Raw genomic sequence first — 21,635 nt, 5'->3', positions numbered from 1 at the left:
CGGTTCGTTATGTGTATTGGCTTGCCCATTCTCACGTGGGGGGCCCTTACACCGGTCCACCGGGGCCGATGACCAGCGACCCACACGGTTTGCGTCACCGATGTGCGGTCAGGGCTGTCGTGATCGTCCGTGGTGGCCTTGTCAGGACCCAACCACTGAAGAAGCGAAGGCTACGAACCGTGCGTACGTACAGCCCCAAGCCCGGCGACATCACTCGCCAGTGGCACGTCATCGACGCTCAGGACGTCGTCCTGGGTCGTCTGGCGACCACCGCCGCGACCCTCCTCCGGGGCAAGCACAAGCCGATCTACGCGCCGCACGTCGACGCTGGTGACTTCGTCATCATCATCAACGCGGACAAGGTTCACCTGTCCGGCAACAAGCGGGCGCAGAAGATGGCCTACCGCCACTCCGGCTACCCGGGCGGTCTCCGCTCCGTCAGCTACGAAGAGCTGCTGACCAAGAACCCCGAGAAGGCCATCGAGAAGGCCGTCAAGGGCATGCTCCCGAAGAACACCCTCGGCCGTCAGATGCTCTCGAAGCTGAAGGTCTACGCGGGCGAGAACCACCCGCACGCTGCCCAGCAGCCGGTCCCGTTCGAGATCACCCAGGTCGCGCAGTAGTTCCGGCCACCCCCTAAGACGAACAGAAATCTGAGGAGAATCGTGGCCGAGACCACCGTTGAGCAGCCGGTCGAAGAGACCGAGGTTGTCGACATCGAGAGCTACACCACCGAGTCCGAGGTTCCCGTCGAGGGCGAGTACACCTCGGAGTCCCTCGCCGGCCGCTTCGGCGACCCGCAGCCGGCCGCCGGCCTGGGCCGTCGCAAGAACGCCATCGCCCGCGTCCGGATCGTCCCGGGCTCCGGCAAGTGGAAGATCAACGGTCGCACCCTTGAGGACTACTTCCCCAACAAGGTGCACCAGCAGGAAGTCAACGAGCCCTTCAAGGTGCTCGAGCTCGACGACCGCTACGACGTCATCGCCCGCATCTCGGGTGGCGGCGTCTCCGGCCAGGCCGGCGCCCTGCGCCTCGGCGTGGCCCGCGCGCTGAACGAGGCGGACGTGGACAACAACCGCGGCGCTCTGAAGAAGGCCGGCTTCCTCAAGCGCGACGACCGTGCGGTCGAGCGCAAGAAGGCCGGTCTGAAGAAGGCCCGCAAGGCCCCGCAGTACAGCAAGCGGTAACGCTCCGCTTGGAGGCCGGTTATTTGGCTGCGGGTCCGTTTTGGCTGGTCGCGCAGTTCCCCGCACCCCTTACGGGGCCCGGCCCCGCGGCCCTCACGGGCGCGGGGAACAACCGGACTTCGGCAACGCATCGCCCCGGCGGCACTACTTGTGCCGCCGGGGCGTTCGTTTACGGCGGGGAAGCACTTATCCCGGCCTTAGGTCACGGTACGGACCTTTGAGGACAGGCCCGGGGGATATACCTGACCGAAGCCAACCTGGACACTCGGCATGAGCCGCAATTTCTGAGCAAGTTCGGAGGACACCAGTGGGACGACTCTTCGGCACGGACGGAGTACGCGGTGTTGCCAACGCGGATCTGACGGCCGAGCTCGCGCTCGGACTGTCCGTCGCGGCGGCGCACGTACTGGCCGAGGCGGGCACCTTCGAGGGCCACCGGCCGACGGCGGTGGTCGGGCGGGACCCGCGCGCGTCCGGGGAGTTCCTGGAGGCCGCCGTGGTCGCCGGACTCGCCAGCGCCGGCGTGGACGTGCTGCGCGTCGGCGTACTGCCGACTCCCGCGGTGGCGCATCTCACCGGCGCGCTCGGCGCCGACCTCGGCGTGATGCTGTCCGCCAGCCACAACGCCATGCCGGACAACGGCGTGAAGTTCTTCGCCCGCGGCGGGCACAAGCTCGCCGACGAGCTGGAGGACCGGATCGAGGCCGTCTACGAGGAGCACCGCACCGGCGCTCCCTGGGACCGGCCGACCGGCTCAGGCGTCGGTCGGGTCCGCTCGTACGAGGAGGGCTTCGACCAGTACGTCGCCCATCTCCTCACGGCGGTTCCGAACCGTCTGGACGGTATGAAGGTCGTCCTCGACGAGGCGCACGGCGCGGCCGCCCGGGTCTCGCCCGAGGTCTTCACGCGCGCGGGCGCCGAGATCGTCACGATCGGGGCCGAGCCGGACGGGTTGAACATCAATGACGGCTGCGGTTCCACCCATCTCGACCTGCTGAAGGCCGCCGTCGTCGAGCACGGGGCCGATCTCGGCATCGCGCACGACGGGGACGCCGACCGCTGCCTCGCCGTGGACCACACCGGCGCCGAGGTCGACGGCGACCAGATTCTGGCCGTACTCGCGCTTGCGATGCGGGAGCGTTCCGCACTGCGCTCCGACACCGTTGTCGCGACGGTCATGTCCAACCTGGGCTTCAAGCTGGCCATGGAGCGGGAGGGGCTGTCGCTCGTCCAGACCGCGGTCGGCGACCGTTACGTGCTGGAGGAGATGAAGGAGCACGACTACGCGCTGGGCGGTGAGCAGTCGGGGCACGTGATCATCCTGGATCACGCCACGACGGGTGACGGCACGCTGACCGGGCTGCTGCTCGCCGCCCGGGTCGCTGAGACCGGGCGTACGTTGCGGGAGTTGGCGGCCGTGATGGAGCGGTTGCCGCAGGTTCTCATCAACGTGCCGGATGTTGATCGGGCGCGGGTGGGGAGCTCTGCCGAGCTGGCCGCCGCGGTTGTCGAGGCCGAGCGTGAACTCGGGGCCACCGGGCGGGTGTTGTTGCGGCCGTCGGGGACCGAGCCGTTGGTTCGCGTGATGGTTGAGGCCGCGGATATCGATCAGGCTCGGTCTGTGGCTGGGCGGCTTGCCGATGCGGTGAAGTCCGCGCTGGGGTAGGTGCCGTTCCGGGTAGGGGGTGGGGGTTCTGTGCGTTGCGGGCTGCGGGTTCGTTGTGGCTTGTCGCGCCCACGCGGCGGAGCCGCATAATGTCAGAGCCCCGCGCCCCTAAGGGGCGCGCCCCTCACGGGCCGCGTACCCCTCACGGGGCGTAGCGGCGGCCTCCCTGCCTTGACCACAGCCACTTCTGGGCGAGCAGGGTGAGCGTGCCGGCGAGGATGATGCCCAGCAGGTTGAGCAGGAGTTGCCCCGTCGAGCCCCAGGTCTGGCTCATGTCCCCGTAGCTCAGGGCCACCGCCGCGTTGGCGGCCGCAGGGACGGTCGTCACGGAGATGGCGACGCCGACCAGGGCGCCCGACTTGGCGGAGGTCAGCGAGAGCGTGCCTGCGGCGCCCGCGAGGACGGCCACGACGAAGGAGAACGCGTCGGGCGCGTAGACGAAGGCGGTGTTGGGCCGTTCGCCCTCCAACTTCCCCTCGGTGAACAGGCCGACGCCGTCCATGAAGAAGCTGAAGCCCACGGTCACGGCCATCGCCACGGCGAAGCCCACCAGGAGCGCGATCAGCGAACGTGCCGCCAGCCGTGGACGACGCTGCACGACCGCCGTGCTGAACCCCGCGAGCGGTCCGAACTCCGGGCCCACCGCCATCGCGCCCACGATCAGGATCGCGTTGTCGAGGACCACACCGCAGGCCGCGATCATCGTGGCGAGGGTGATGAAGGCGACGTACGTGATCGAGAGCGTCGACTCCTCGTGCGTGGCCTCCGCCAGCTGCTCCCAGAGGACCGCGTCCGCGCCCTCGCCCGGCGCGTCCTTCTCCGCCTTCTCGGCGCGCTTCGACAGCGACAGGTGGATGTCGTCGACGGCGATCGAGCCGCACTTTTCGATGTCCAACGCGACCAGCCCGCTGATCAGTTCGTCGCCCGCCTCGCGTGCGACGTCGCACGTCACGATGTCTCCGACAGGATTGCGGGCGGCTCCCGCAATGACGACGAGGTGGGTGGCGCCGACCGTCTTCTCGATCAGGCGCACCACGTCGTCGGTCTTGTCGGCCGGGGTGATCAGGCGGAGGTGCAGCATGCGGGCAGAGTAACCGTGCCCGATTACGGCTGGTGGATCACAGCTTGCGCAGGCTCAGCCGCTGCACCTTGTGGTCCGGGCCCTTGCGGACGACGAGGGTGGCGCGGCCGCGGGTCGGGGCCACGTTCTCCAGGAGGTTGACCTTGTTGATGGTCCGCCACGTCGTACGGGCGTAGTCGAGCGCCTCCTCCTCGGAGACCTGGGTGTACTTGCGGAAGTACGAGGACGGGTTCTGGAACGCCGTCTCGCGCAGCCTGCGGAAACGGTTCAGGTACCAGCGCTCGATGTCCTCGGGCCGGGCGTCCACGTACACGCTGAAGTCGAAGTAGTCAGCCAGACCGACCCGGGTGCGGCCGTCCTTGCCGGGGAGGGCGGGCTGCAGGACGTTCAGGCCCTCGACGATCAGGATGTCCGGGCGGCGGACGGTGAGGCGCTTGCCGGGGACGATGTCGTAGATGAGGTGCGAGTAGACGGGGGCCGTCACCTCGTCCTTGCCCGCCTTGATGTCCGCGACGAAACGGGTCAGCGCGCGGCGGTCGTACGACTCCGGGAAGCCCTTGCGGGACATCAGGCCGCGCGCCTGGAGCTCCTTGGTCGGCAGCAGGAAGCCGTCCGTGGTGACCAGCTCCACCCGCGGATGCTCGGGCCAGCGGGACAGCAGGGCCTGCAGGAGGCGCGCGACGGTGGACTTGCCGACGGCGACCGAGCCGGCGACGCCTATCACGAACGGCGTACCGGACTGGGAGCCCTTCTCGCCGAGGAAGGTGTTCAGCGCCCCTCTGAGTCCGTCGGTCGCGCCGATGTAGAGATTGAGGAGCCGGGACAGCGGCAGATAGATGTCCCGTACCTCGTCGAGGTCGATGACATCGCCCAGGCCGCGTAGCTTCTCCACCTCCTCGGCGGTCAGCGGGAGCGGCGTCTTCTCACGCAGCGCACTCCACTCCGAGCGGGTGAGGTCGACGTAGGGAGTCGCCTCCGGCCTGGGCCGGTTGGCGCTCCGCGGCAACGAGGAGACCGGTGAGATCACAGTCCATTGTTACGGGAGTTCGTACGGACCGGCGGGTGGAGTCCGTCACGTCGGTGGGCTCTACACGCGTCCACAGGTATGGACCGCAGGGGCGTACGGGGATAGCGTCCCGCCATCCGGGAGCGAGCCGCCTTCCGGGGTTCTGGGGGGTTGGGTGGTCGTCATGGCCGTACGTTTCCGTGTGCGTGGCTTCGTCAGACGCAGACCCGGGTCCGTGGCGAGGGTGCCGTCGGCGGAGCTGGAGGGCCGGGTCTGCAGCGAGCTGTCCGTCGATCTGCCGGACGAGGATCTGGGGGAGTACCTCTACGACTGCATCGACCTGTACGAGATGGGCAGCAAGCCGCGCTGCGAGGAGGTCGAGTACCTGGGGCTGGTGCAGGAGGCGATTGACAGGGTCGAGCGGGGGGACTAGGGGGCCAGGGGATCGGCCGGTGCGGTATCGCGCCCCGTAAGGGGCGCGGGGCCGTGACATATGCGGCTCCGCCGCGCGGGCGCGACCAGCCCCCACCGGCCCGCGGCTTCATCACCTGTTCCCAGCGGAGCGCTTAGGCTGCCGCCATGTGCGGAATCGTGGGATACGTGGGGCCGCAGTCGGCGCTTGATGTGGTGGTGGCCGGGCTGAAGCGGCTGGAGTACCGGGGTTACGACTCGGCGGGTGTCGCGGTGCTCGCGGACGGCGGGATGGCGGCGGCCAAGAAGGCCGGGAAGCTCGCCAACCTGGAGAAGGAGCTGGTTGAGCGGCCGTTGTCGACCGGGTCCACGGGCATTGGCCACACGCGGTGGGCCACCCATGGAGGGCCGACCGACGCGAACGCGCATCCGCATCTCGACAACGCGGGACGGGTCGCCGTCGTCCACAACGGCATCATCGAGAACTTCGCCGCCCTGCGGGCCGAGTTGGCGGACCGGGGGCACGAGCTGGCCTCCGAGACCGACACCGAGGTCGTCGCGCATCTGCTGGCCGAGGAGTTCTCCGCGTGCGCCGATCTGGCAGAGGCCATGCGGCTGGTGTGCCGGCGGCTCGAGGGTGCCTTCACGCTGGTCGCCGTCCACGCCGATGATCCGGATGTCGTGGTGGGGGCGCGGCGCAACTCGCCGCTCGTGGTGGGGGTCGGGGATGGCGAGGCCTTCCTCGCCTCCGATGTCGCGGCGTTCATCGCGCACACGCGGTCGGCCATCGAGCTGGGACAGGACCAGGTGGTCGAGCTGCGGCGGGACGGGGTGACCGTCACCGGGTTCGACGGGCAGCCCGCCGACGTGCGGTCGTACCACGTCGACTGGGACGCGTCCGCCGCCGAAAAGGGCGGCTACGACTACTTCATGCTCAAGGAGATCGCCGAGCAGCCGAAAGCTGTCGCGGACACCTTGCTCGGGCGGATCGACGCGGGTGGGTCGCTGACCCTCGATGAAGTACGCATCTCCCCGGGGGAGTTGCGGAAGGTCGACAAGGTCGTCGTGGTGGCGTGCGGGACCGCCTTTCACGCCGGGTTGATCGCCAAGTACGCCATTGAGCACTGGACTCGGATTCCGTGTGAGGTGGAGCTCGCGAGTGAGTTCCGGTACCGGGATCCGATCCTGGACGCGCGGACGCTCGTCATCGCCATCTCGCAGTCCGGGGAGACCATGGACACGCTCATGGCGTTGCGGCACGCGCGGGAGCAGGGGGCCAGGGTGCTGGCCGTCTGCAACACGAACGGGTCGACGATTCCCCGGGAGTCGGACGCCGTGCTGTACACGCACGCGGGGCCGGAGGTGGCGGTCGCCTCGACGAAGGCGTTTCTGACGCAGCTCGTGGCCTGTTATCTCGTGGCGCTGTATCTGGGCCAGGTGAGAGGGACCAAGTGGGGGGACGAGATCGGGGCTGTTGTTCGCGATCTGTCCCGGATCTCCTGCGAGGTCGAGCGGGTGCTGGAGACCATGGAGCCGGTACGGGAGTTGGCCCGGTCGCTGGCCGGCAAGAACACCGTGCTGTTCCTGGGGCGGCACGTCGGTTATCCCGTCGCGCTCGAAGGTGCGTTGAAGCTGAAGGAACTCGCGTACATGCACGCGGAGGGCTTTGCGGCGGGGGAGTTGAAGCATGGCCCGATCGCTCTGATCGAGGAGGATCTGCCGGTGGTGGTGGTCGTGCCGTCGCCCCGGGGGCGGTCCGTCCTGCACGACAAGATCGTGTCGAACATCCAGGAGATCAGGGCGCGGGGGGCTCGGACGATCGTGATCGCGGAGGAGGGGGACGAGGCGGTCGTCCCGTACGCGGATCACTTGATTCGGATTCCGGCTACGCCGACGTTGTTGCAGCCGCTCGTGGCTACTGTCCCGCTGCAGGTGTTCGCCTGCGAGTTGGCTACCGCCCGGGGCAACGAGGTGGATCAGCCGCGGAACCTGGCGAAGTCGGTGACCGTGGAGTGAGTCGTCTTTAGGGCTTCGATGAATGGGGTGAAGGCTCCGGTCGGGAAGGTGAGGGCGGCCCTGGCCGGGGCTTTCGTGTCGCGTACGGCGACTTGAGTGGGGGAGTTGGCTATCAATACGCAGGCGTTCCCGTCGCCTTCGCCCGAGTAGGACGACTTCCGCCGTCACCGGGGAGCCGAGCGCGCGGCCGTCGGACGGATCGTAGAGTGCCCGGATGAGCATCATCGGCGTCGGAATCGACGTAGCCGAGATCGACCGGTTCGAGGCGTCGCTGAAGCGGACGCCCGGGATGGCGGAACGGCTGTTTCTGGAAAGCGAGTTGCTGCTGCCCAGCGGGGAACGCCGGGGCGTCGCCTCTCTCGCCGCCCGCTTCGCCGCCAAGGAGGCGCTGGCCAAGGCGCTCGGTGCGCCGTCCGGTCTGCACTGGACGGACGCCGAGGTCGTCGTCGAGGACAGCGGGCAGCCGCGACTGCGGGTCAAGGGCACAGTGGCGGCACGGGCGGCCGAGCTGGGCGTGCGGTCCTGGCACGTGTCGCTGAGCCATGACGCGGGGGTGGCCTCGGCGGTGGTGATCGCGGAGGGGTGACGGTTCTCGCGCGGCCTGGTCCTACTCGCCCGGAGAGTCGTTTCGGTCGGCGGGCGGCTGCCGGTGGCCGTTTCCCGAGCGCACAGCAAAAAGCCTTGCGCACAGGAATTCCGTGGAGTCGGCAGCTTTTGCGGCACCACCTGGACGAAGACCGCGTCCAAGCTCAACCACTACGGTGACGACAGCGACAGTCCCCGCTGGATCATCGAGGACACCGCCACGGGCGAACTGCTTCCACAGAAGGGGCCAACTCCTCGGCTACCTCCACGTCATCGGCGACTGGCTCTACCGGAGGGGTACCTCAAGTGACGACAAGTGAGGTCGAAGACGTGTCGAGAAGCGGACGGGTGCCCACGAAACCCTGGGTTCCCTTCGTGTCCCTCACGGTGTCCGTCGTGGCGGTTCTGTGCGCCGCGGAACTCGGCGCTGCCTACTTCCTCGGTGGCGGCCTGGTCCTGGACGGCACGGGAGCCGACTGCGAGGAGAGCGGCAAGCGCATGGCGCAGGTCTCCTCGGCGTCCGTCGTCCCGCTGCCGCCCGTTGGTGCCACCCTTCTCGGGGGACATGAGGATGCCGGCAGCGAGTGCATGGATGACAGTGGCCAGGCGTGGCTCGCTGTCGATCGCTACTACCGGTTCGACGGTGACCAGGAGGCCGTGATCACCCATTACCGGCAGGCGGCGGAGAAGAGCGGGTGGACTCCGAGCAGTTCGGAACCCGCGGATGCGAGTGCCTCGGGGGCACCCGCCGATGTCTGCTTCGGCAAGGATCTGGCGGGTGCACCGGCTCTCCTGCGGCTGCACGTCGACACGACGCGGACCTACCTGACGAGCGTCGAGTCCTCGCTGGACGGAGAGCCGATGGAATGCTGACGCGTCGTTGACGACAGCCCGGCCTCGCCAGGCGCGTGTGCGGACCCGGGGCCGGGCTGTTCCCTGCGCCGCGCGCGTACCAACGGCATCGGAGGCCGGCTGTTCCAGCGGAAGTGACGGTTTCGAGGGAAACTCGACTCCATGCGTACTGCGTACAGCGTGGAGACGGTGAGGGTGGCCGAGCGGGAGCTGATGGCGCGGCTGCCGGACGGGGCGTTGATGCAGCGGGCGGCGGCCGGACTGGCCGCGGCCTGTGCCGAGTTGCTGGGGCGGGTGTACGGCAGTCGGGTCGTGCTGCTGGTGGGGAGTGGTGACAACGGGGGCGACGCGTTGTACGCGGGAGCCCGGCTGGCCCGCCGCGGCGCCGGCGTCGTAGCTGTGTTGCTCGCGCCCGAGCGGACCCACTCCGGCGGGCTCGCCGCGCTGCGCCGGGCAGGCGGCACGGTGGTGCGGGCGGAGGAGGACGCCGCCGGGGAGTCGGTCCGCCGGGCCGACCTCGTCGTGGACGGCATCGTCGGGATCGGCGGCAAGGGCGGGCTGCGGCCGGACGCCGCACCGCTGGCGGAGGCGGTTGGTGAATCCCGGGCAGCCGTTGTCGCAGTCGATCTGCCCAGTGGCATCGAGGCCGACACCGGGGAGGTACGGGGCGCGGCCGTACGGGCCGACCTCACCGTGACCTTCGGGACGCACAAGCCCGGGCTGCTCGTTGATCCCGCGCGGGAGTACGCCGGATCGGTGCGGCTCGTCGATATCGGGCTGTCGCTGCCCGGTGAGGCCGAGTTGGAGGCCTTGCAGCACGCCGACGTGGCGGCGCTGCTGCCGGTGCCGGGGGCCGAGAGTGACAAGTACCGGCGGGGGGTGGTCGGGATCGTCGCCGGGTCCGCCCGGTATCCGGGGGCGGCCGTGCTGGCCGTCGCCGGGGCCCTGCGGGGCGGTGCTGGGGCCGTACGGTACGTCGGGCCCGCCGGGGACGCCGTGATCGCGAGGTTCCCGGAGACGTTGGTGTCGTCCGGTCCGCCCGAGCGGGCCGGACGGGTGCAGGCGTGGGTCGTGGGGCCCGGCGTCGGGGAGGACGCCGATGCCGTGGCGGGTGTGCTGAAGGCCGACGTTCCCGTGCTCGTGGACGCGGACGGGCTGCGGCTCGCGGACCGGGACGTCGTACGGGAGCGGACGGCGCCCACGCTCCTCACGCCGCACGCCGGTGAGGCCGCCGCGCTGCTCGGTGTCTCGCGGGACGAGGTCGAGGGAGCGCGGCTGGCGTCCGTACGGGAACTCGCCGGCCGGTACGGGGCGACCGTGCTGCTCAAGGGGTCGACCACCCTCGTGGCCTCCCCGGAAGGCGGGGCCGTGCGGGTGAATTCGACCGGGACGTCCTGGCTGGCCACCGCGGGGAGCGGGGACGTGCTGTCGGGGCTCACCGGGTCGCTGCTCGCCGCCGGGCTCGGGGCGTTGGACGCCGGGAGTGTGGGGGCGTACCTCCATGGGCTGGCCGGGCGCTTCGCGGCGGACGGGGCGCCCGCGGGGGCGCAGGACGTGGCCGACGCGGTGCGTGCGGCCTGGCGGGATGTCATGGACGGCTGAGCGGGTGGGGTGGTGACAGGTGGGCTGGTGAGTGGACGGGTCACTGGTGGGCTCGTGAGCGGGTGACGCGTGCCGCCGTCCGCGTGCGCACAACGGGGGACCCTGCCGCGCGGCTGACCCTGGCGCGGCCCGCTCCGGGGTTTCGCTGGGCGCATGGTCCGTCAGAGAACCGTCGCGCTGCTGGTCGCCGTCGTCGCCGTGCTGTCCGTGCCGGGGGCCGTCGCCGCGCCGCCGCCCGCCCCCGGCGCGCCCGTCGCGCTGAGTGAGCTGGTGCCCGGGGTGCCGCCGGGCCCGTACCAGCCATGGCAGTTGGACACACCCGACCAGGCGCTGGCCCCGAAGGTGTACACGCCGAGCGCCGAGGAGGACTCCGTCGAGCCGTGGGACGCGGCCGCGGAGAGTGACGCGCTGATCGAGTACGTACCGCTGAGCGACGCCGTGGCGCGGCACGCGGGAGTGGTGGCGTGCAGCAAGCGGACGGGACCGTACCAGCGGCAGGTCGAGCGGTGGCTGCGGCTCAGAGTGGACGGGAGGCAGTCGGCCAGGGACTGCAAGGCCATCCGGGTGTTTCAGGTCAAGCACGGGATTCGGCCCACCAGCGGCTTCGCCGGGCCCGTGACCTGGGCCCGGATGCGGCTCCTGTCGGCGGCGAAGAACCCGAACGCGGCCGGGAAATGCCCCGTCCGCCGGTACCGGGTCGCCTGTGTCGACCTCACCCGGCAGCTGACCTGGGTGCAGAAGGGGACGAAGGTGCTGTTCGGGCCCGTACCCGTGCGGAGTGGAAAGGCCGGCTACCGGACCAGGACCGGCCTGCACCGCGTCTACTGGAAGCACAAGAACCACTGGTCGACGCTCTACAACACCCGCATGCCGTACAGCCAGTTCTTCAGCAAGGGCCAGGCCTTCCACGGTATCTACGGGAACGTCTACAGCCCGCCCGGCTCGATGGGCTGTGTGAACCTGCGGGTCGCCGACGCCCGCACCCTGTGGGGTGTGCTGCACAAGGGTGACCGCGTGTACGTGTGGGGCCGGAAGTCCGGCACCTGAGGGCCGTGTCGGACCCCTCTGAGACACTGGGCGCGATGACTGGAACAGCACCCGCGCGCGCCCGCGCCGAGATCGACCTGGCCGCCCTGAGGGCCAATGTGCGGACCCTGCGTGCCCAGGCACCGGCCGCCGCCCTCATGGCGGTGGTCAAGTCCGACGCGTACGGACACGGGGCCCTCCCGTGCGCCCGCGCGGCCCTGGACGCGGGCGCGACCTGGCTCGGCACGGCCACGCCTGAGGAGGCCCTGGCCCTGCGCGCGGCCGGTCTGTCGGGCCGGATCATGTGCTGGCTGTGGGCTCCGGGCGGGCCCTGGCGGGCGGCTGTCGAGGCCGGTCTGGATCTGGGGATCAGCGGGATGTGGGCCCTGCGGGAGGCCTCCGAGGCCGCGCGCGCCGCCGGACTCACCGCCCGCGTCCAGCTCAAGGCCGACACCGGACTCGGGCGCAACGGCTGCCAGCCAGCCGACTGGCCCGAGCTGGTCGCGGAGGCCCTGCGCGCCGAGGCCGAGGGCCTGGTGGACATCACCGGGCTCTGGTCCCACTTCGCCTGCGCCGACGAACCGGGCCACCCCTCCATCGACGCCCAGCTCACCCGGTTCCGCGAGATGCTGGCATACGCCGAGGGGCAGGGCGTACGCCCCGAGGTGCGGCACATCGCCAACTCGCCCGCCACGCTCACGCTCCCCGAGACCCACTTCGATCTCGTGCGGACCGGGATCGCGACGTACGGCATCTCGCCCAGCCCCGAGCTGGGCACCGCCGCCGACCTCGGACTGCGCCCGGTGATGACGCTCTCGGCGTCGCTCGCGCTGGTGAAGCACGTGCCGGCGGGCCACGGCGTCAGTTACGGGCATCACTACGTCACGCCCGGCGTCACGACCCTCGGCCTCGTGCCCGTCGGGTACGCGGACGGCATCCCGAGGCACGCCTCAGGCACCGGCCCCGTCCTGGTCGGCGGCAAGTGGCGGACGGTCGCGGGACGGGTCGCGATGGACCAGTTCGCCGTCGACCTCGGCGGGGACGAGCCGCCGGTCGGCGAGAGAGTGATCCTCTTCGGCCCCGGCGACCACGGCGAACCGACCGCCGAGGACTGGGCCCAGGCCGCGGGCACGATCGCGTACGAAATCGTCACCCGGATCGGAACCCGCGTGCCCCGCGTCTACGTGAATAAGCAACAAGACGGGTAACGGCATATGTGTCCGATCCGGGACAGCGGGAACCAGCAGCACCGACAGCAACTGAAGCACCAGAAGCAATAGCAGCACCAGAAGCAACAGCAGACCTAGGGATCATCCCGGCGAAGAGGAGCGGTACGTGAGCGAGAGCAGTGCGGAGGCCGCCGTGGAAGCGGCCACGGCCGCAGCCTCGGCCGTCTCCGCGGCGGGGGCGGCGGCGAACTGGCGCAGGGCCGGAATCGCGGGCGCCGCCATAGGCGTGGTCGCCGCGGGCGCCGCCGCCGGAGTCGCGATCGAGCGGCTCACGGTCGGCCGCGGCATGCGCAGGAAGGCCCGCCTCGCCCTCGACTCGGCCGGTCCGTACGGGGCACTGCGCGGCATGCCCGGCAAGGCCGTCGCGGACGACGGCACCGAGCTGTACTACGAGGTCGACGACGTGGAGCCCGACGCCACCCTGGCCCCGCGCCGCCGCCGGCTCTTCGGCCGCAAGGCCCCCGCCCCCGTCACCGTCGTCTTCAGCCACGGCTACTGCCTCAGCCAGGACTCCTGGCACTTCCAGCGGGCCGCGCTGCGCGGAGTCGTACGGACCGTTCACTGGGACCAGCGCAGCCACGGCCGCTCCGGGCGGGGCGTGGCCCAGGTCCAGGGCGACGAGCCGGTCACCATAGACCAGCTCGGCCGCGACCTGAAGGCCGTCATCGACGCGGCGGCGCCCGACGGCCCGCTCGTGCTCGTCGGCCACTCGATGGGCGGCATGACGGTGATGGCCCTGGCCGACCAGTACCCCGACCTGATCCGCGAGCGCGTCGTCGGCGTCGCCCTCGTCGGTACGTCGTCGGGGAAGCTCGGCGAGGTCAACTTCGGGCTGCCCGTCGCGGGCGTCAACGCGGTGCGGCGGGTGCTCCCCGGTGTGCTGAAGGCGCTCGGCCAGCGGGCCGAGCTGGTGGAGCGCGGGCGGCGGGCCACGGCCGACCTGTTCGCGGGGATCATCAAGCGGTACTCGTTCGCGTCCAGGGACGTCGACCCGGCGGTCGCGCGGTTCGCGGAGCGGCTGATCGAGGGCACGCCGATCGACGTCGTCGCCGAGTTCTACCCGGCCTTCACCGACCACGACAAGACGGAGGCGCTCGAGCACTTCGCCGAACTGCCCGTGCTGGTGCTGGCCGGCGTCAAGGACCTCGTCACGCCGAGCGAGCACAGCGAGGCCATAGCGGACCTGCTGCCGGACGCCGAGCTGGTGCTCGTGCCGGACGCCGGGCACCTGGTGATGCTGGAGCACCCGGAGGTCGTCATAGACCGTCTCGCCGACCTCCTCACCCGCGCGGGCGCCGTCCCCGCGGGGGCTACCGTGGGTGGTTATGGAAGCACCAGCAGCACCGCGCAACCCGGCTGAGCCCTCGGGACCCTCGGAGCCTTCCGTGGCCGGCGTCAGCACCGAGATCATCGTCAACTCACCCGAACAGATGCAGGAGTTGGGCCGCCGCCTGGCCAAGCTGCTGCGCGCCGGCGACCTCGTGATGCTCACCGGCGAACTCGGCGCGGGCAAGACGACACTGACCCGCGGACTCGGTGAGGGGCTCGGCGTACGGGGCGCGGTCACCTCCCCGACCTTCGTGATCGCACGCGTGCACCCGTCCCTCGGTGACGGTCCGCCACTGGTCCACGTGGACGCGTACCGCCTCGGCGGCGGGCTCGACGAGATGGAGGACCTCGATCTCGACGTCTCGCTGTCCGACTCGCTGATCGTCGTGGAGTGGGGCGAGGGCAAGGTCGAGGAGCTGACCGACGACCGGCTGCACGTCCTCATCCACCGGGCCGTCGGCGACACGACGGACGAGGTACGGCACGTCACGCTGACCGGGGTCGGGGAGCGGTGGGCGACGGTGGATCTGGGCGTGCTGTCCGCCTGATCAGGGCCAGTCACAGCTTCGGCACACCCCCGCCTCGTACGTTCACCCCAACATTCCGACAAGACGTCGGGAAGATGTTGCGTCCGGTGGCTTCGGCGTGTTCACATGGACGGAGGAGTTAGTTAGGTCTACCTAACCACGTCTGCTCCCGGAGCCTCAGGAGGCCGCCATGCCGACGTCGGAACGTGACGTGACGCGTCCGCGGGTTCCTGCGGAGGTTCCTGCGGAGCCTGGCGGGGTGTCGATGCGGGAGTTGCTTGCGGCCGGTGTGCTTGCTCGGGCCGTTTCCACGCCGCCGCGGCCGCCGGAGCCGGCCCAGGCCTCGGCTGCGCCTGGGCGCCAGGGGCGGCGCCGGGCCGCGTAGCGCTTCGCGGGGAGCGCCGTTCGGATTCTGCGGGTTCGTTGTGGCTGATCGCGCAGTTCCCCGCGCCCCTACGGGGCGCCGTTCGCCGCGCCGCTTACGGGGTGCCGTTCGCCGCGCCGCTCGGGGTGCGCTACTTGATCACGACGACCCTCGTGCCGATTGTTGCGAAGTCCCACATCGCGTTGCCGTTCTTGCGGGACTCGCGGATGCCGCCGAGTCTCTTTCTGGGGTCGGGGGCGGAGATCGAGCCGTCGACGGCCGCGCTGAAACCGACCGCGACGCCCTCCACGTTCGCGAAGCGGACGACGTGCTCGACGGCCACACCGTCGGAGCCGGTGATCCTGCCCGAGCGCGAGGTGACGACGTACGCGTCGGGCGCCGGATCCACCGTCCCGGGGGTCACCCTGAACGTCCGCTTGACCCGGTCATCCCGGCCGACCAGCCACACCCGGTCGTCGTCCACCGAGTACACGACCCGCGGACCCGTGCCCGACCCGGAGGGCAGCGCCGTCGGGTGCTCCTTGTCCCGCGGGGCCTTGGAGACCGTGGCCGCGGTGGACTCGGCGGGCTGCGGTGAGCTCAGACTGGTCGGCGCGTTCGCCGACGCCTGATAGGCGAGGAATCCGATCGCGGCGAGCGCCGTCGCGGTGAGCCCGGCCACGATTCCCGAGCTGCTCCTGACCACCTTGGATGCCCACCTCTCGTACGGCTTATGTCCTTGCCGTGACGGTAGCAGCAGGTATGTACCGGATTGAGGCGGCCGTGCTCCGAGCGCGGGCGCCGTAGGCTGTTCGCGTGCTCTTGCTCGCTCTGGATACCGCCACCCCCGCCGTCACCGTCGCCCTGCACGACGGGACGTCCGTCCTCGCCGCCTCCAGTCAGGTGGACGCGCGTCGGCACGGGGAGTTGCTCCTGCCCGCCGTCGACCGGGTGCTCGCCGAGGCCGGGCTGCGCCTCGACGCCGTCACCGGCATCGTGGCCGGCGTGGGCCCCGGCCCGTACACCGGGCTGCGCGTCGGCCTGATGACCGCCGACACCTTCGGGCTCGCGCTGGGCGTGCCCGTGCACGGACTGTGCACACTCGACGGCCTCGCGTACGCGGCCGACGGCTCCATTGCCGACGGACCTTTCGTCGTGGCGACCGACGCCCGACGCAAGGAGGTCTACTGGGCGCAGTACGCCGACTCCCGAACGCGGGTCACCGAACCCGCCGTCGACCGGCCGGGGGACCTGGACATCGGCGGTCTGCCCGCCGTGGGCGCGGGCGCGCTGCTCTACCCTGACACCTTCCCGGACGCCCGCGGCCCCGAGCACGTCTCGGCGGCCGCCCTCGCGGCCCTGGCGGCCGAGCGGCTGGCGGCGGGCGAGGAACTGGAGGCCCCGCGGCCCCTGTATCTGCGCCGCCCCGACGCCCAGGTGCCCAAGAACTACAAGGTGGTCACCCCCAAGTGACGACCGCGGTGCTGCGTGAGATGCGCTGGTGGGACATCGAGCCCGTACTGGCGCTCGAGAAGGACCTCTTTCCCGAGGACGCCTGGTCGCGAGGCATGTTCTGGTCCGACCTGGCCCACGCGCGCGGGCCGGAGGCGACACGGCGGTACGTCGTGGCCGAGACAGAGGACGGCGGGCGGATCGTCGGGTACGGCGGCCTCGCCGCCGCCGGGGACGTCGCCGACGTACAGACCATCGCCGTCGCCCGCGACCAGTGGGGCACCGGCCTCGGCGCGCTGATCCTGACCGAACTGCTGCGGGCCGCGACCGCGTTCGAGTGCGTCGAGGTGCTGCTCGAGTGCCGCGTCGACAACGTCCGCGCCCAGAAGCTGTACGAGCGCTTCGGCTTCGAGCCGATCGGTTTCCGGCGCGGCTACTACCAGCCGGGGAACGTGGACGCGCTCGTCATGCGACTGGACACAGCATCCGACAGCGGCCTCGCCGCAAGCTCAACTTCCGTACAGGGAACAGATATCAATGACTGACGAACCTCTCGTCCTCGGCATCGAGACCTCCTGCGACGAGACCGGAGTCGGCATCGTCCGCGGCACCACGCTCCTCGCCGACGCGATCGCGTCGAGCGTCGACGAGCACGCCCGCTTCGGGGGTGTGGTGCCGGAGGTCGCGTCCCGCGCGCACCTGGAGGCGATGGTGCCGACCATCGACCGGGCGCTGAAGGAAGCGGGCGTCTCGGCGAGGGACCTGGACGGGATCGCGGTCACCGCCGGTCCGGGGCTCGCGGGTGCGCTGCTCGTCGGGGTGTCTGCCGCGAAGGCGTACGCGTACGCGCTGGGGAAGCCGCTGTACGGCGTCAATCATCTGGCATCCCATATCTGCGTGGACCAGCTCGAGCACGGGGCCCTGCCCGAGCCGACCATGGCGCTGCTCGTGTCCGGCGGGCACTCCTCGCTGCTCCTGTCCTCGGACATCACGAGTGACGTGCGGCCCATGGGCGCGACCATCGACGACGCGGCAGGCGAGGCCTTCGACAAGATCGCCCGCGTGCTGAACCTAGGGTTTCCCGGCGGTCCGGTCATCGACCGGTACGCGAAGGAGGGCGACCCGCGGTCCATCGCCTTTCCGCGTGGGCTCACCGGGCCGCGCGACGCCGCGTACGACTTCTCCTTCTCCGGACTGAAGACCTCCGTGGCGCGCTGGATCGAGGCCAAGCGGGCGGCGGGGGAGGACGTGCCGGTGCGCGATGTGGCCGCGTCCTTCCAGGAGGCCGTCGTCGATGTGCTGACACGCAAGGCCGTACGCGCCTGTCGTGACGAGGGCGTCGAGCACCTCATGATCGGTGGCGGCGTCGCCGCGAACTCGCGGTTGCGGGTGCTTGCCCAGGAGCGGTGCGAGGCTGCCGGGATTCGACTCCGGGTGCCACGGCCCAAGTTGTGCACGGACAACGGGGCGATGGTCGCCGCGCTGGGCGCGGAGATGGTGGCCCGGGGGCGGGCCGCCTCGGACTGGGATCTGTCCGCGGACTCGTCGTTGCCGGTGACGGATCCGCATGTGCCGGGGCGCTTGCGCTCGCATTCGCATGATCATGTGCACGAGGTCGCGAAGGGCAACCTGTACTCATGACCGTTGCGTTGATGTGGGAAGCCCGGGCTGTGGAGGGGCGTGGGGAGGAACTGCTCGCGTGGGTGCGGGAGCAGGACCTCCCGGCGCGGCCCCTGCGTCGGGAGGTCCTGCGGGCTCCGGGGGATCGGGTGCTCGTCATTACGTGGTGGGATGCCGCGTATGACTCCGAGCTGCCTGAATTGCCGGAGCCGGCTGGGGAGTTGGAGTTGGTTGCGCGGGCCGTTCATCGGTGGCGGTTTGAGACGGTGGAGGAGTAGGGCTTCTGCGGGTGGTTCGTCGGGTGCGGGTTGGGTGTGGCTGGTCGCACAGTTCCCCGCGCCCCTGAAAGATGCGCAGTTCCCCGCGCCCCTAAAAGGGCGCCTCTGTCTCCTTGGATTCGCAGCGTAGGCGGCGGTTCGGGCCCAGGAATCGTTCCTGGCCCTTCAGCGTCACGCGTGTCGTGTGGCGGATGTCGGTGCTGGACCTGCCCAGGCGGAGTTCCAGGGCGCCGGGTTCCACGATGCGGCGGCCTGTGCGGTCCGTGAACGCCGACAGGTCCGGGTGGAAGTGGAAGGTGACGCGGCGGGCCTCCCCGGGAGACAGGGTGAGGCGGTGGTAGCCGATGAGGCGGACGTCCGGGCGGGTTACGCGGGCCACCGGGTCGTGGAGGTAGAGCTGGACGACCTCCGCGCCTTCGCGGTCGCCCGTGTTGCGGACGGTCACCGACACGTCGTATGACGCGTCCGTGCCGATCTCCGCCTCCCGGTCCTCGACATCCTCCCAGGTGAACGCCGTGTAGCCGAGGCCGTGGCCGAAGGGGTGCAGGGGGGTCGGGTCCAGGTTGCTGACCGTGCCGGCCAGGCCCAGCGGGGGCTGGAGGTAGGTCCACGGCTGGCCACCGGGAGCGTGCGGGACGCTCACGGGGAGCCTGCCCGACGGGTTTACGCGGCCCGACAGCACTCCAGCCACTGCCGGGCCGCCCTCCTCCCCCGGGAAGAACGCCTGGACGGAGGCGGCCAGGCGGTCGTGCCATCGGCCCAGCGCGTACGGGCGGCCCGTGAGCAGGACCAGTACGACGGGTGTGTCGGTGGCGGTGAGAGTGTCCAGCAACTGGGCCTGTACGCCCGGCAGTTGAAGATCGGCCACATCGCAGCCCTCGCCCGATGTGCCCCGGCCGAAGAGGCCGGCCCGGTCGCCCAGTACGGCCACGCAGACGTCAGCCTCGGCGGAGCGCGCGATGGCCTCCTCGAACCCGGAGGTGTCCGGGTCCGTGGTGTCGCAGCCCTCGGTGAACGTGATCTTGGCATCGGGGAGTTCCGTGCGGAGGGACTCCAGCAAGGTGGGGATCTCGATGCCCATGGGCTTGTCGGGGTGGTGCGTTCCCACATGGGAGGGGAACGAGTAGCAGCCCAGCATGGCCAGCGCGTCGGCGGCCCGCGGACCCACCACGGCGATCCGGGTGTCGAGGGCGAGGGGGAGCAGGCCGTCCGGGTTGGAGAGCAGGACGACGGATTCCTCGGCCAGGCGACGGGCCAGGACGCGGTTCTCGAGCGAGTCCAGGTCGATCGGGCCCGTCGGCTCCGGGGACCAGTCCTCGTCCAGCAGGCCCAGTTCGCACTTCTGGCGCAGGACGCGGGCCGCCGCCCGGTCGACCAGGGACTCCGGGATGTCGCCCGCTCGTACCGCTTCCACGAGCGGGACTCCGTAACAGCGGACCGTCGGCAGTTCGACGTCGATCCCGGCCGCCAGTGCCGCGTGCGCGGCCTCCGCCTTCGTGCCCGCGACCCGGTGCAGGGTCTCGAGGAAGCCGATGCCGAAGTAGTCGGCGACGACCGTACCCGTGAACTGCCACTGCTCCCGCAGGAGTTCCGTCAGCAGATACGGGTCCGAGGAGGCGGGCACACCGTCCGTGTCCGTGTACGCGGCCATCACCGAGCGGGCCCCGCCCTCGCGCAGCCCGAACTCGAACGGCGGCAGGGTGATGTCGGCGAACTCCCGTACACCCGCCCGTACGGGAGCGAGATTGCGGGCGCCCGCCGAGGACGCGTACCCGGCGAAGTGCTTGAGCGTGGCGACGATTCCGGCGGACTCCAGACCGCGGACGTAGGCCGCGCCGATCGTGCCGACGAGATACGGGTCCTCGCCGATGGTCTCCTCGACTCGGCCCCAGCGCGGGTCCCGTACGACGTCCAGGACGGGGGCGAGACCCTGGTGGACGCCGACGGACGCGAGGTCGTGACCGATGCGGCGGGCCATCTCCTCGACCAGGTCCGGATCGAAGGTGGCGCCCCAGGCCAGGGGTACCGGGTATGCGGTGGCGCCCCAGGCCGTGAAGCCGGCGAGGCACTCCTCGTGGGCGACGGCCGGGATGCCGAAGCGGCCGGCCTCGGCGATACGGCGCTGGGCGCGGGCCAGTGCCTGTGCGGCGAGGGCCGGTTCCACGGGGGCCGTGCCGAAGGAGCGGGTGAGCTGGCCGAGGCCCTGGGCGATCAGCTCGTCCCAGTCGTAGTCCGAGGTCATCTCGGCCTGGTTCGGGGCGACTCCGTCGCCGTCCGTGGCGGCGCCCACCCACACGCCGTACAGCTGGGCGGTCTTCTCCTCCAGGGTCATCCGGGCGAGCAGGTCGTCGACCCGGGCCTCGGCGGGCAGGGCGGGGTCGCGCCAGGGGGCGGTGGTCATGAAACTCCTGTCAGATGCCGGACGTCGGATGACAGATGGGGGGTGACAGATATCAGATGACGGATGACAGATTTCAGATTTCGATATTTGTCAGGTGTCACTTGCCACCCACGCCCATCAGGCCGCCGACCAGAGCACGGCGGGCCACCAGATAGACGGCGAAGATGGGGATGCCGGAGAGGACGACCGAGGCGAGCAGGGCGGGGATGTTCACGCCGAACTGGCTGACGTAGTTGAAGAGTCCGAGGGTCAGGACGCGCGGGCCGTCCGACTGCGTGAAGATCAGCGGGAAGAGGAAGCCGTTCCAGGCCTGCAGCGCCGAGTAGATGACGACCGTGCTGATGCCGCCCTTGGCCATCGGGATGGCGAGCTGGAACAGCATCCGCTGCGGGGAGGCGCCGTCCAGGGCCATCGCCTCGTACAGCTCCTCCGAGACGTCCCGCAGGGTGCCCACGAGGACGAGTACCGAGACCGGCATCGCGAAGGCCGCCGTCGGCAGGATGACCGCCAGCAGGCTGTCGTACAGGTCGAGTTTGGCGATCAGGAGGTAGAGGGGGACGACGACCGCCTGGGCCGGGATCGCGACGCCGAGCAGGAAGAGCCGGAAGGCCATGCCCGACCAGCGGTTGCGGGTGCGGACGGCCACGTACGCGAGCGGGACGGAGAGGGTGAGGACGATGGCCACGACCGCGACGGCCACGATCGCCGTGTTGCTGAGCAGATGGCCGAAGCCGCTGTTCAGGACCGTGTTGTAGTTGTCGAGCGTCGGACTCGTGGGCGGAGTCAGCGGGTTGCCGGTGAGTGCCTTGTCCTGGCTGGTGAGCGAGGCCGACAGCATCGCGTAGATCGGGACGATGACGACCGCGAGCCACAGGACCGAGCCCAGGCCCGCGACCGGGTTGGCGCGCTTCGTCCAGTGTCGGCGGCGGCGCGTCGGGGGCGGCCCGGTGGGACGCTCCTCGGTCTTCACGGGATGCTGACGCGGCAACGTATCGTGTGACAC

Annotated in this window: 21 protein-coding genes and 1 pseudogene; 16 read left to right on the top strand and 6 right to left on the bottom strand. The window is 70.5% G+C overall.

Going from position 1 to position 21,635, the window contains the following annotated elements:
- Positions 1-179 precede the first annotated feature (179 nt).
- The 3 genes from rplM to glmM all read left to right on the top strand — a co-directional run bounded on the left by rplM (position 180) and on the right by glmM (position 2,853).
- Positions 180-623 (top strand): 50S ribosomal protein L13, encoded by a 444-nt coding sequence (gene rplM / locus GAS53_RS41795; protein WP_151482994.1) that lies wholly within the window; start codon positions 180-182, stop codon positions 621-623.
- Between the two features lie 42 nt (positions 624-665).
- Complete coding sequence (rpsI, locus tag GAS53_RS41790) at positions 666-1,187, top strand: 30S ribosomal protein S9 (RefSeq protein WP_151482993.1); 522 nt, start codon at positions 666-668, stop codon at positions 1,185-1,187.
- 307 nt (positions 1,188-1,494) lie between these two features.
- A complete protein-coding gene (gene glmM / locus GAS53_RS41785) occupies positions 1,495-2,853 on the top strand; it encodes a phosphoglucosamine mutase (protein ID WP_151482992.1) in 1,359 nt (452 codons plus the stop codon).
- 142 nt (positions 2,854-2,995) lie between these two features.
- Here the strand turns inward: glmM and GAS53_RS41775 are convergent, their stop codons facing one another.
- Entirely contained in the window at positions 2,996-3,934 is a 939-nt protein-coding gene (locus GAS53_RS41775) for a DUF389 domain-containing protein (RefSeq protein ID WP_151482991.1), read from the bottom strand.
- Between the two features lie 37 nt (positions 3,935-3,971).
- Complete coding sequence (gene coaA, locus GAS53_RS41770) at positions 3,972-4,961, bottom strand: type I pantothenate kinase (RefSeq protein WP_151482990.1); 990 nt, start codon at positions 4,959-4,961, stop codon at positions 3,972-3,974.
- A gap of 214 nt (positions 4,962-5,175) precedes the next feature.
- On the opposite strand from coaA, the gene GAS53_RS41765 reads away from it, so the two are divergent.
- Complete coding sequence (locus GAS53_RS41765) at positions 5,176-5,373, top strand: hypothetical protein (RefSeq protein ID WP_151482989.1); 198 nt, start codon at positions 5,176-5,178, stop codon at positions 5,371-5,373.
- A gap of 146 nt (positions 5,374-5,519) precedes the next feature.
- Positions 5,520-7,367, top strand: a complete 1,848-nt coding sequence (gene glmS / locus GAS53_RS41760; RefSeq protein ID WP_151482988.1) for a glutamine--fructose-6-phosphate transaminase (isomerizing) — start codon at positions 5,520-5,522, stop codon at positions 7,365-7,367.
- Here the strand turns inward: glmS and GAS53_RS41755 are convergent.
- Positions 7,328-7,528 (bottom strand): annotated as a pseudogene (locus tag GAS53_RS41755) (DUF397 domain-containing protein); the annotation flags it as partial. The gene glmS and the pseudogene GAS53_RS41755 sit on opposite strands and share 40 nt — an antisense overlap.
- 53 nt (positions 7,529-7,581) lie before the next feature.
- On the opposite strand from GAS53_RS41755, the gene GAS53_RS41750 reads away from it, so the two are divergent.
- The 7 genes from GAS53_RS41750 (at position 7,582) to tsaE (ending at position 14,538) form a co-directional block, all read left to right on the top strand.
- Positions 7,582-7,953 (top strand): holo-ACP synthase, encoded by a 372-nt coding sequence (locus tag GAS53_RS41750; protein WP_151482986.1) that lies wholly within the window; start codon positions 7,582-7,584, stop codon positions 7,951-7,953.
- Between the two features lie 347 nt (positions 7,954-8,300).
- Positions 8,301-8,825, top strand: coding sequence for a hypothetical protein (locus tag GAS53_RS41745; RefSeq protein WP_151482985.1), 525 nt, complete (start codon positions 8,301-8,303; stop codon positions 8,823-8,825).
- Positions 8,826-8,966: 141 nt separating this feature from the next.
- The gene (locus GAS53_RS41740; RefSeq protein WP_151482984.1) at positions 8,967-10,406 is read left to right on the top strand and encodes an NAD(P)H-hydrate dehydratase; all 1,440 of its coding nucleotides are present in this window, start codon (positions 8,967-8,969) and stop codon (positions 10,404-10,406) included.
- A 153-nt stretch (positions 10,407-10,559) separates the two neighbouring features.
- Entirely contained in the window at positions 10,560-11,453 is an 894-nt protein-coding gene (locus GAS53_RS41735) for a L,D-transpeptidase family protein (protein ID WP_151482983.1), read from the top strand.
- A gap of 35 nt (positions 11,454-11,488) precedes the next feature.
- The gene (alr, locus tag GAS53_RS41730) at positions 11,489-12,640 is read left to right on the top strand and encodes an alanine racemase (RefSeq protein ID WP_151482982.1); all 1,152 of its coding nucleotides are present in this window, start codon (positions 11,489-11,491) and stop codon (positions 12,638-12,640) included.
- 127 nt (positions 12,641-12,767) lie between these two features.
- Complete coding sequence (locus GAS53_RS41725; RefSeq protein ID WP_151482981.1) at positions 12,768-14,021, top strand: alpha/beta fold hydrolase; 1,254 nt, start codon at positions 12,768-12,770, stop codon at positions 14,019-14,021.
- Entirely contained in the window at positions 13,987-14,538 is a 552-nt protein-coding gene (tsaE, locus tag GAS53_RS41720) for a tRNA (adenosine(37)-N6)-threonylcarbamoyltransferase complex ATPase subunit type 1 TsaE (protein WP_151482980.1), read from the top strand. The genes GAS53_RS41725 and tsaE overlap by 35 nt, the downstream gene beginning before the upstream one ends.
- A 494-nt stretch (positions 14,539-15,032) precedes the next feature.
- Here tsaE and GAS53_RS41710 read toward each other — a convergent pair whose 3' ends face one another.
- Complete coding sequence (locus GAS53_RS41710) at positions 15,033-15,587, bottom strand: hypothetical protein (RefSeq protein ID WP_151482978.1); 555 nt, start codon at positions 15,585-15,587, stop codon at positions 15,033-15,035.
- A gap of 110 nt (positions 15,588-15,697) precedes the next feature.
- Between GAS53_RS41710 and tsaB the strand changes: the two genes are divergently transcribed.
- Genes tsaB through GAS53_RS41690 form a run of 4 tightly spaced genes read left to right on the top strand, consistent with a single transcriptional unit; the run spans position 15,698 to position 18,231 of the window.
- Positions 15,698-16,354, top strand: a complete 657-nt coding sequence (gene tsaB, locus GAS53_RS41705; RefSeq protein WP_151482977.1) for a tRNA (adenosine(37)-N6)-threonylcarbamoyltransferase complex dimerization subunit type 1 TsaB — start codon at positions 15,698-15,700, stop codon at positions 16,352-16,354.
- A gap of 20 nt (positions 16,355-16,374) precedes the next feature.
- Complete coding sequence (rimI, locus tag GAS53_RS41700; RefSeq protein WP_151483010.1) at positions 16,375-16,878, top strand: ribosomal protein S18-alanine N-acetyltransferase; 504 nt, start codon at positions 16,375-16,377, stop codon at positions 16,876-16,878.
- Positions 16,871-17,974 (top strand): tRNA (adenosine(37)-N6)-threonylcarbamoyltransferase complex transferase subunit TsaD, encoded by a 1,104-nt coding sequence (gene tsaD, locus GAS53_RS41695; RefSeq protein WP_151482976.1) that lies wholly within the window; start codon positions 16,871-16,873, stop codon positions 17,972-17,974. The genes rimI and tsaD overlap by 8 nt, the downstream gene beginning before the upstream one ends.
- Entirely contained in the window at positions 17,971-18,231 is a 261-nt protein-coding gene (locus tag GAS53_RS41690) for a hypothetical protein (RefSeq protein WP_151482975.1), read from the top strand. Before tsaD ends, GAS53_RS41690 begins: the two co-directional genes overlap by 4 nt.
- A gap of 91 nt (positions 18,232-18,322) precedes the next feature.
- Here the strand turns inward: GAS53_RS41690 and GAS53_RS41685 are convergent, their stop codons facing one another.
- Complete coding sequence (locus GAS53_RS41685; RefSeq protein WP_151482974.1) at positions 18,323-20,632, bottom strand: beta-xylosidase/alpha-l-arabinosidase; 2,310 nt, start codon at positions 20,630-20,632, stop codon at positions 18,323-18,325.
- A 97-nt stretch (positions 20,633-20,729) separates the two neighbouring features.
- Positions 20,730-21,635 (bottom strand): carbohydrate ABC transporter permease, encoded by a 906-nt coding sequence (locus tag GAS53_RS41680; RefSeq protein ID WP_404829405.1) that lies wholly within the window; start codon positions 21,633-21,635, stop codon positions 20,730-20,732.

Origin of the sequence: Streptomyces albicerus (genome assembly GCF_008905045.1) — a bacterium.
Lineage (GTDB): Bacteria > Actinomycetota > Actinomycetes > Streptomycetales > Streptomycetaceae > Streptomyces > Streptomyces albicerus.
The sequence above is the reverse complement of the archived record's forward strand: the minus strand, read 5'-3'. Positions and strand labels throughout refer to the sequence as shown.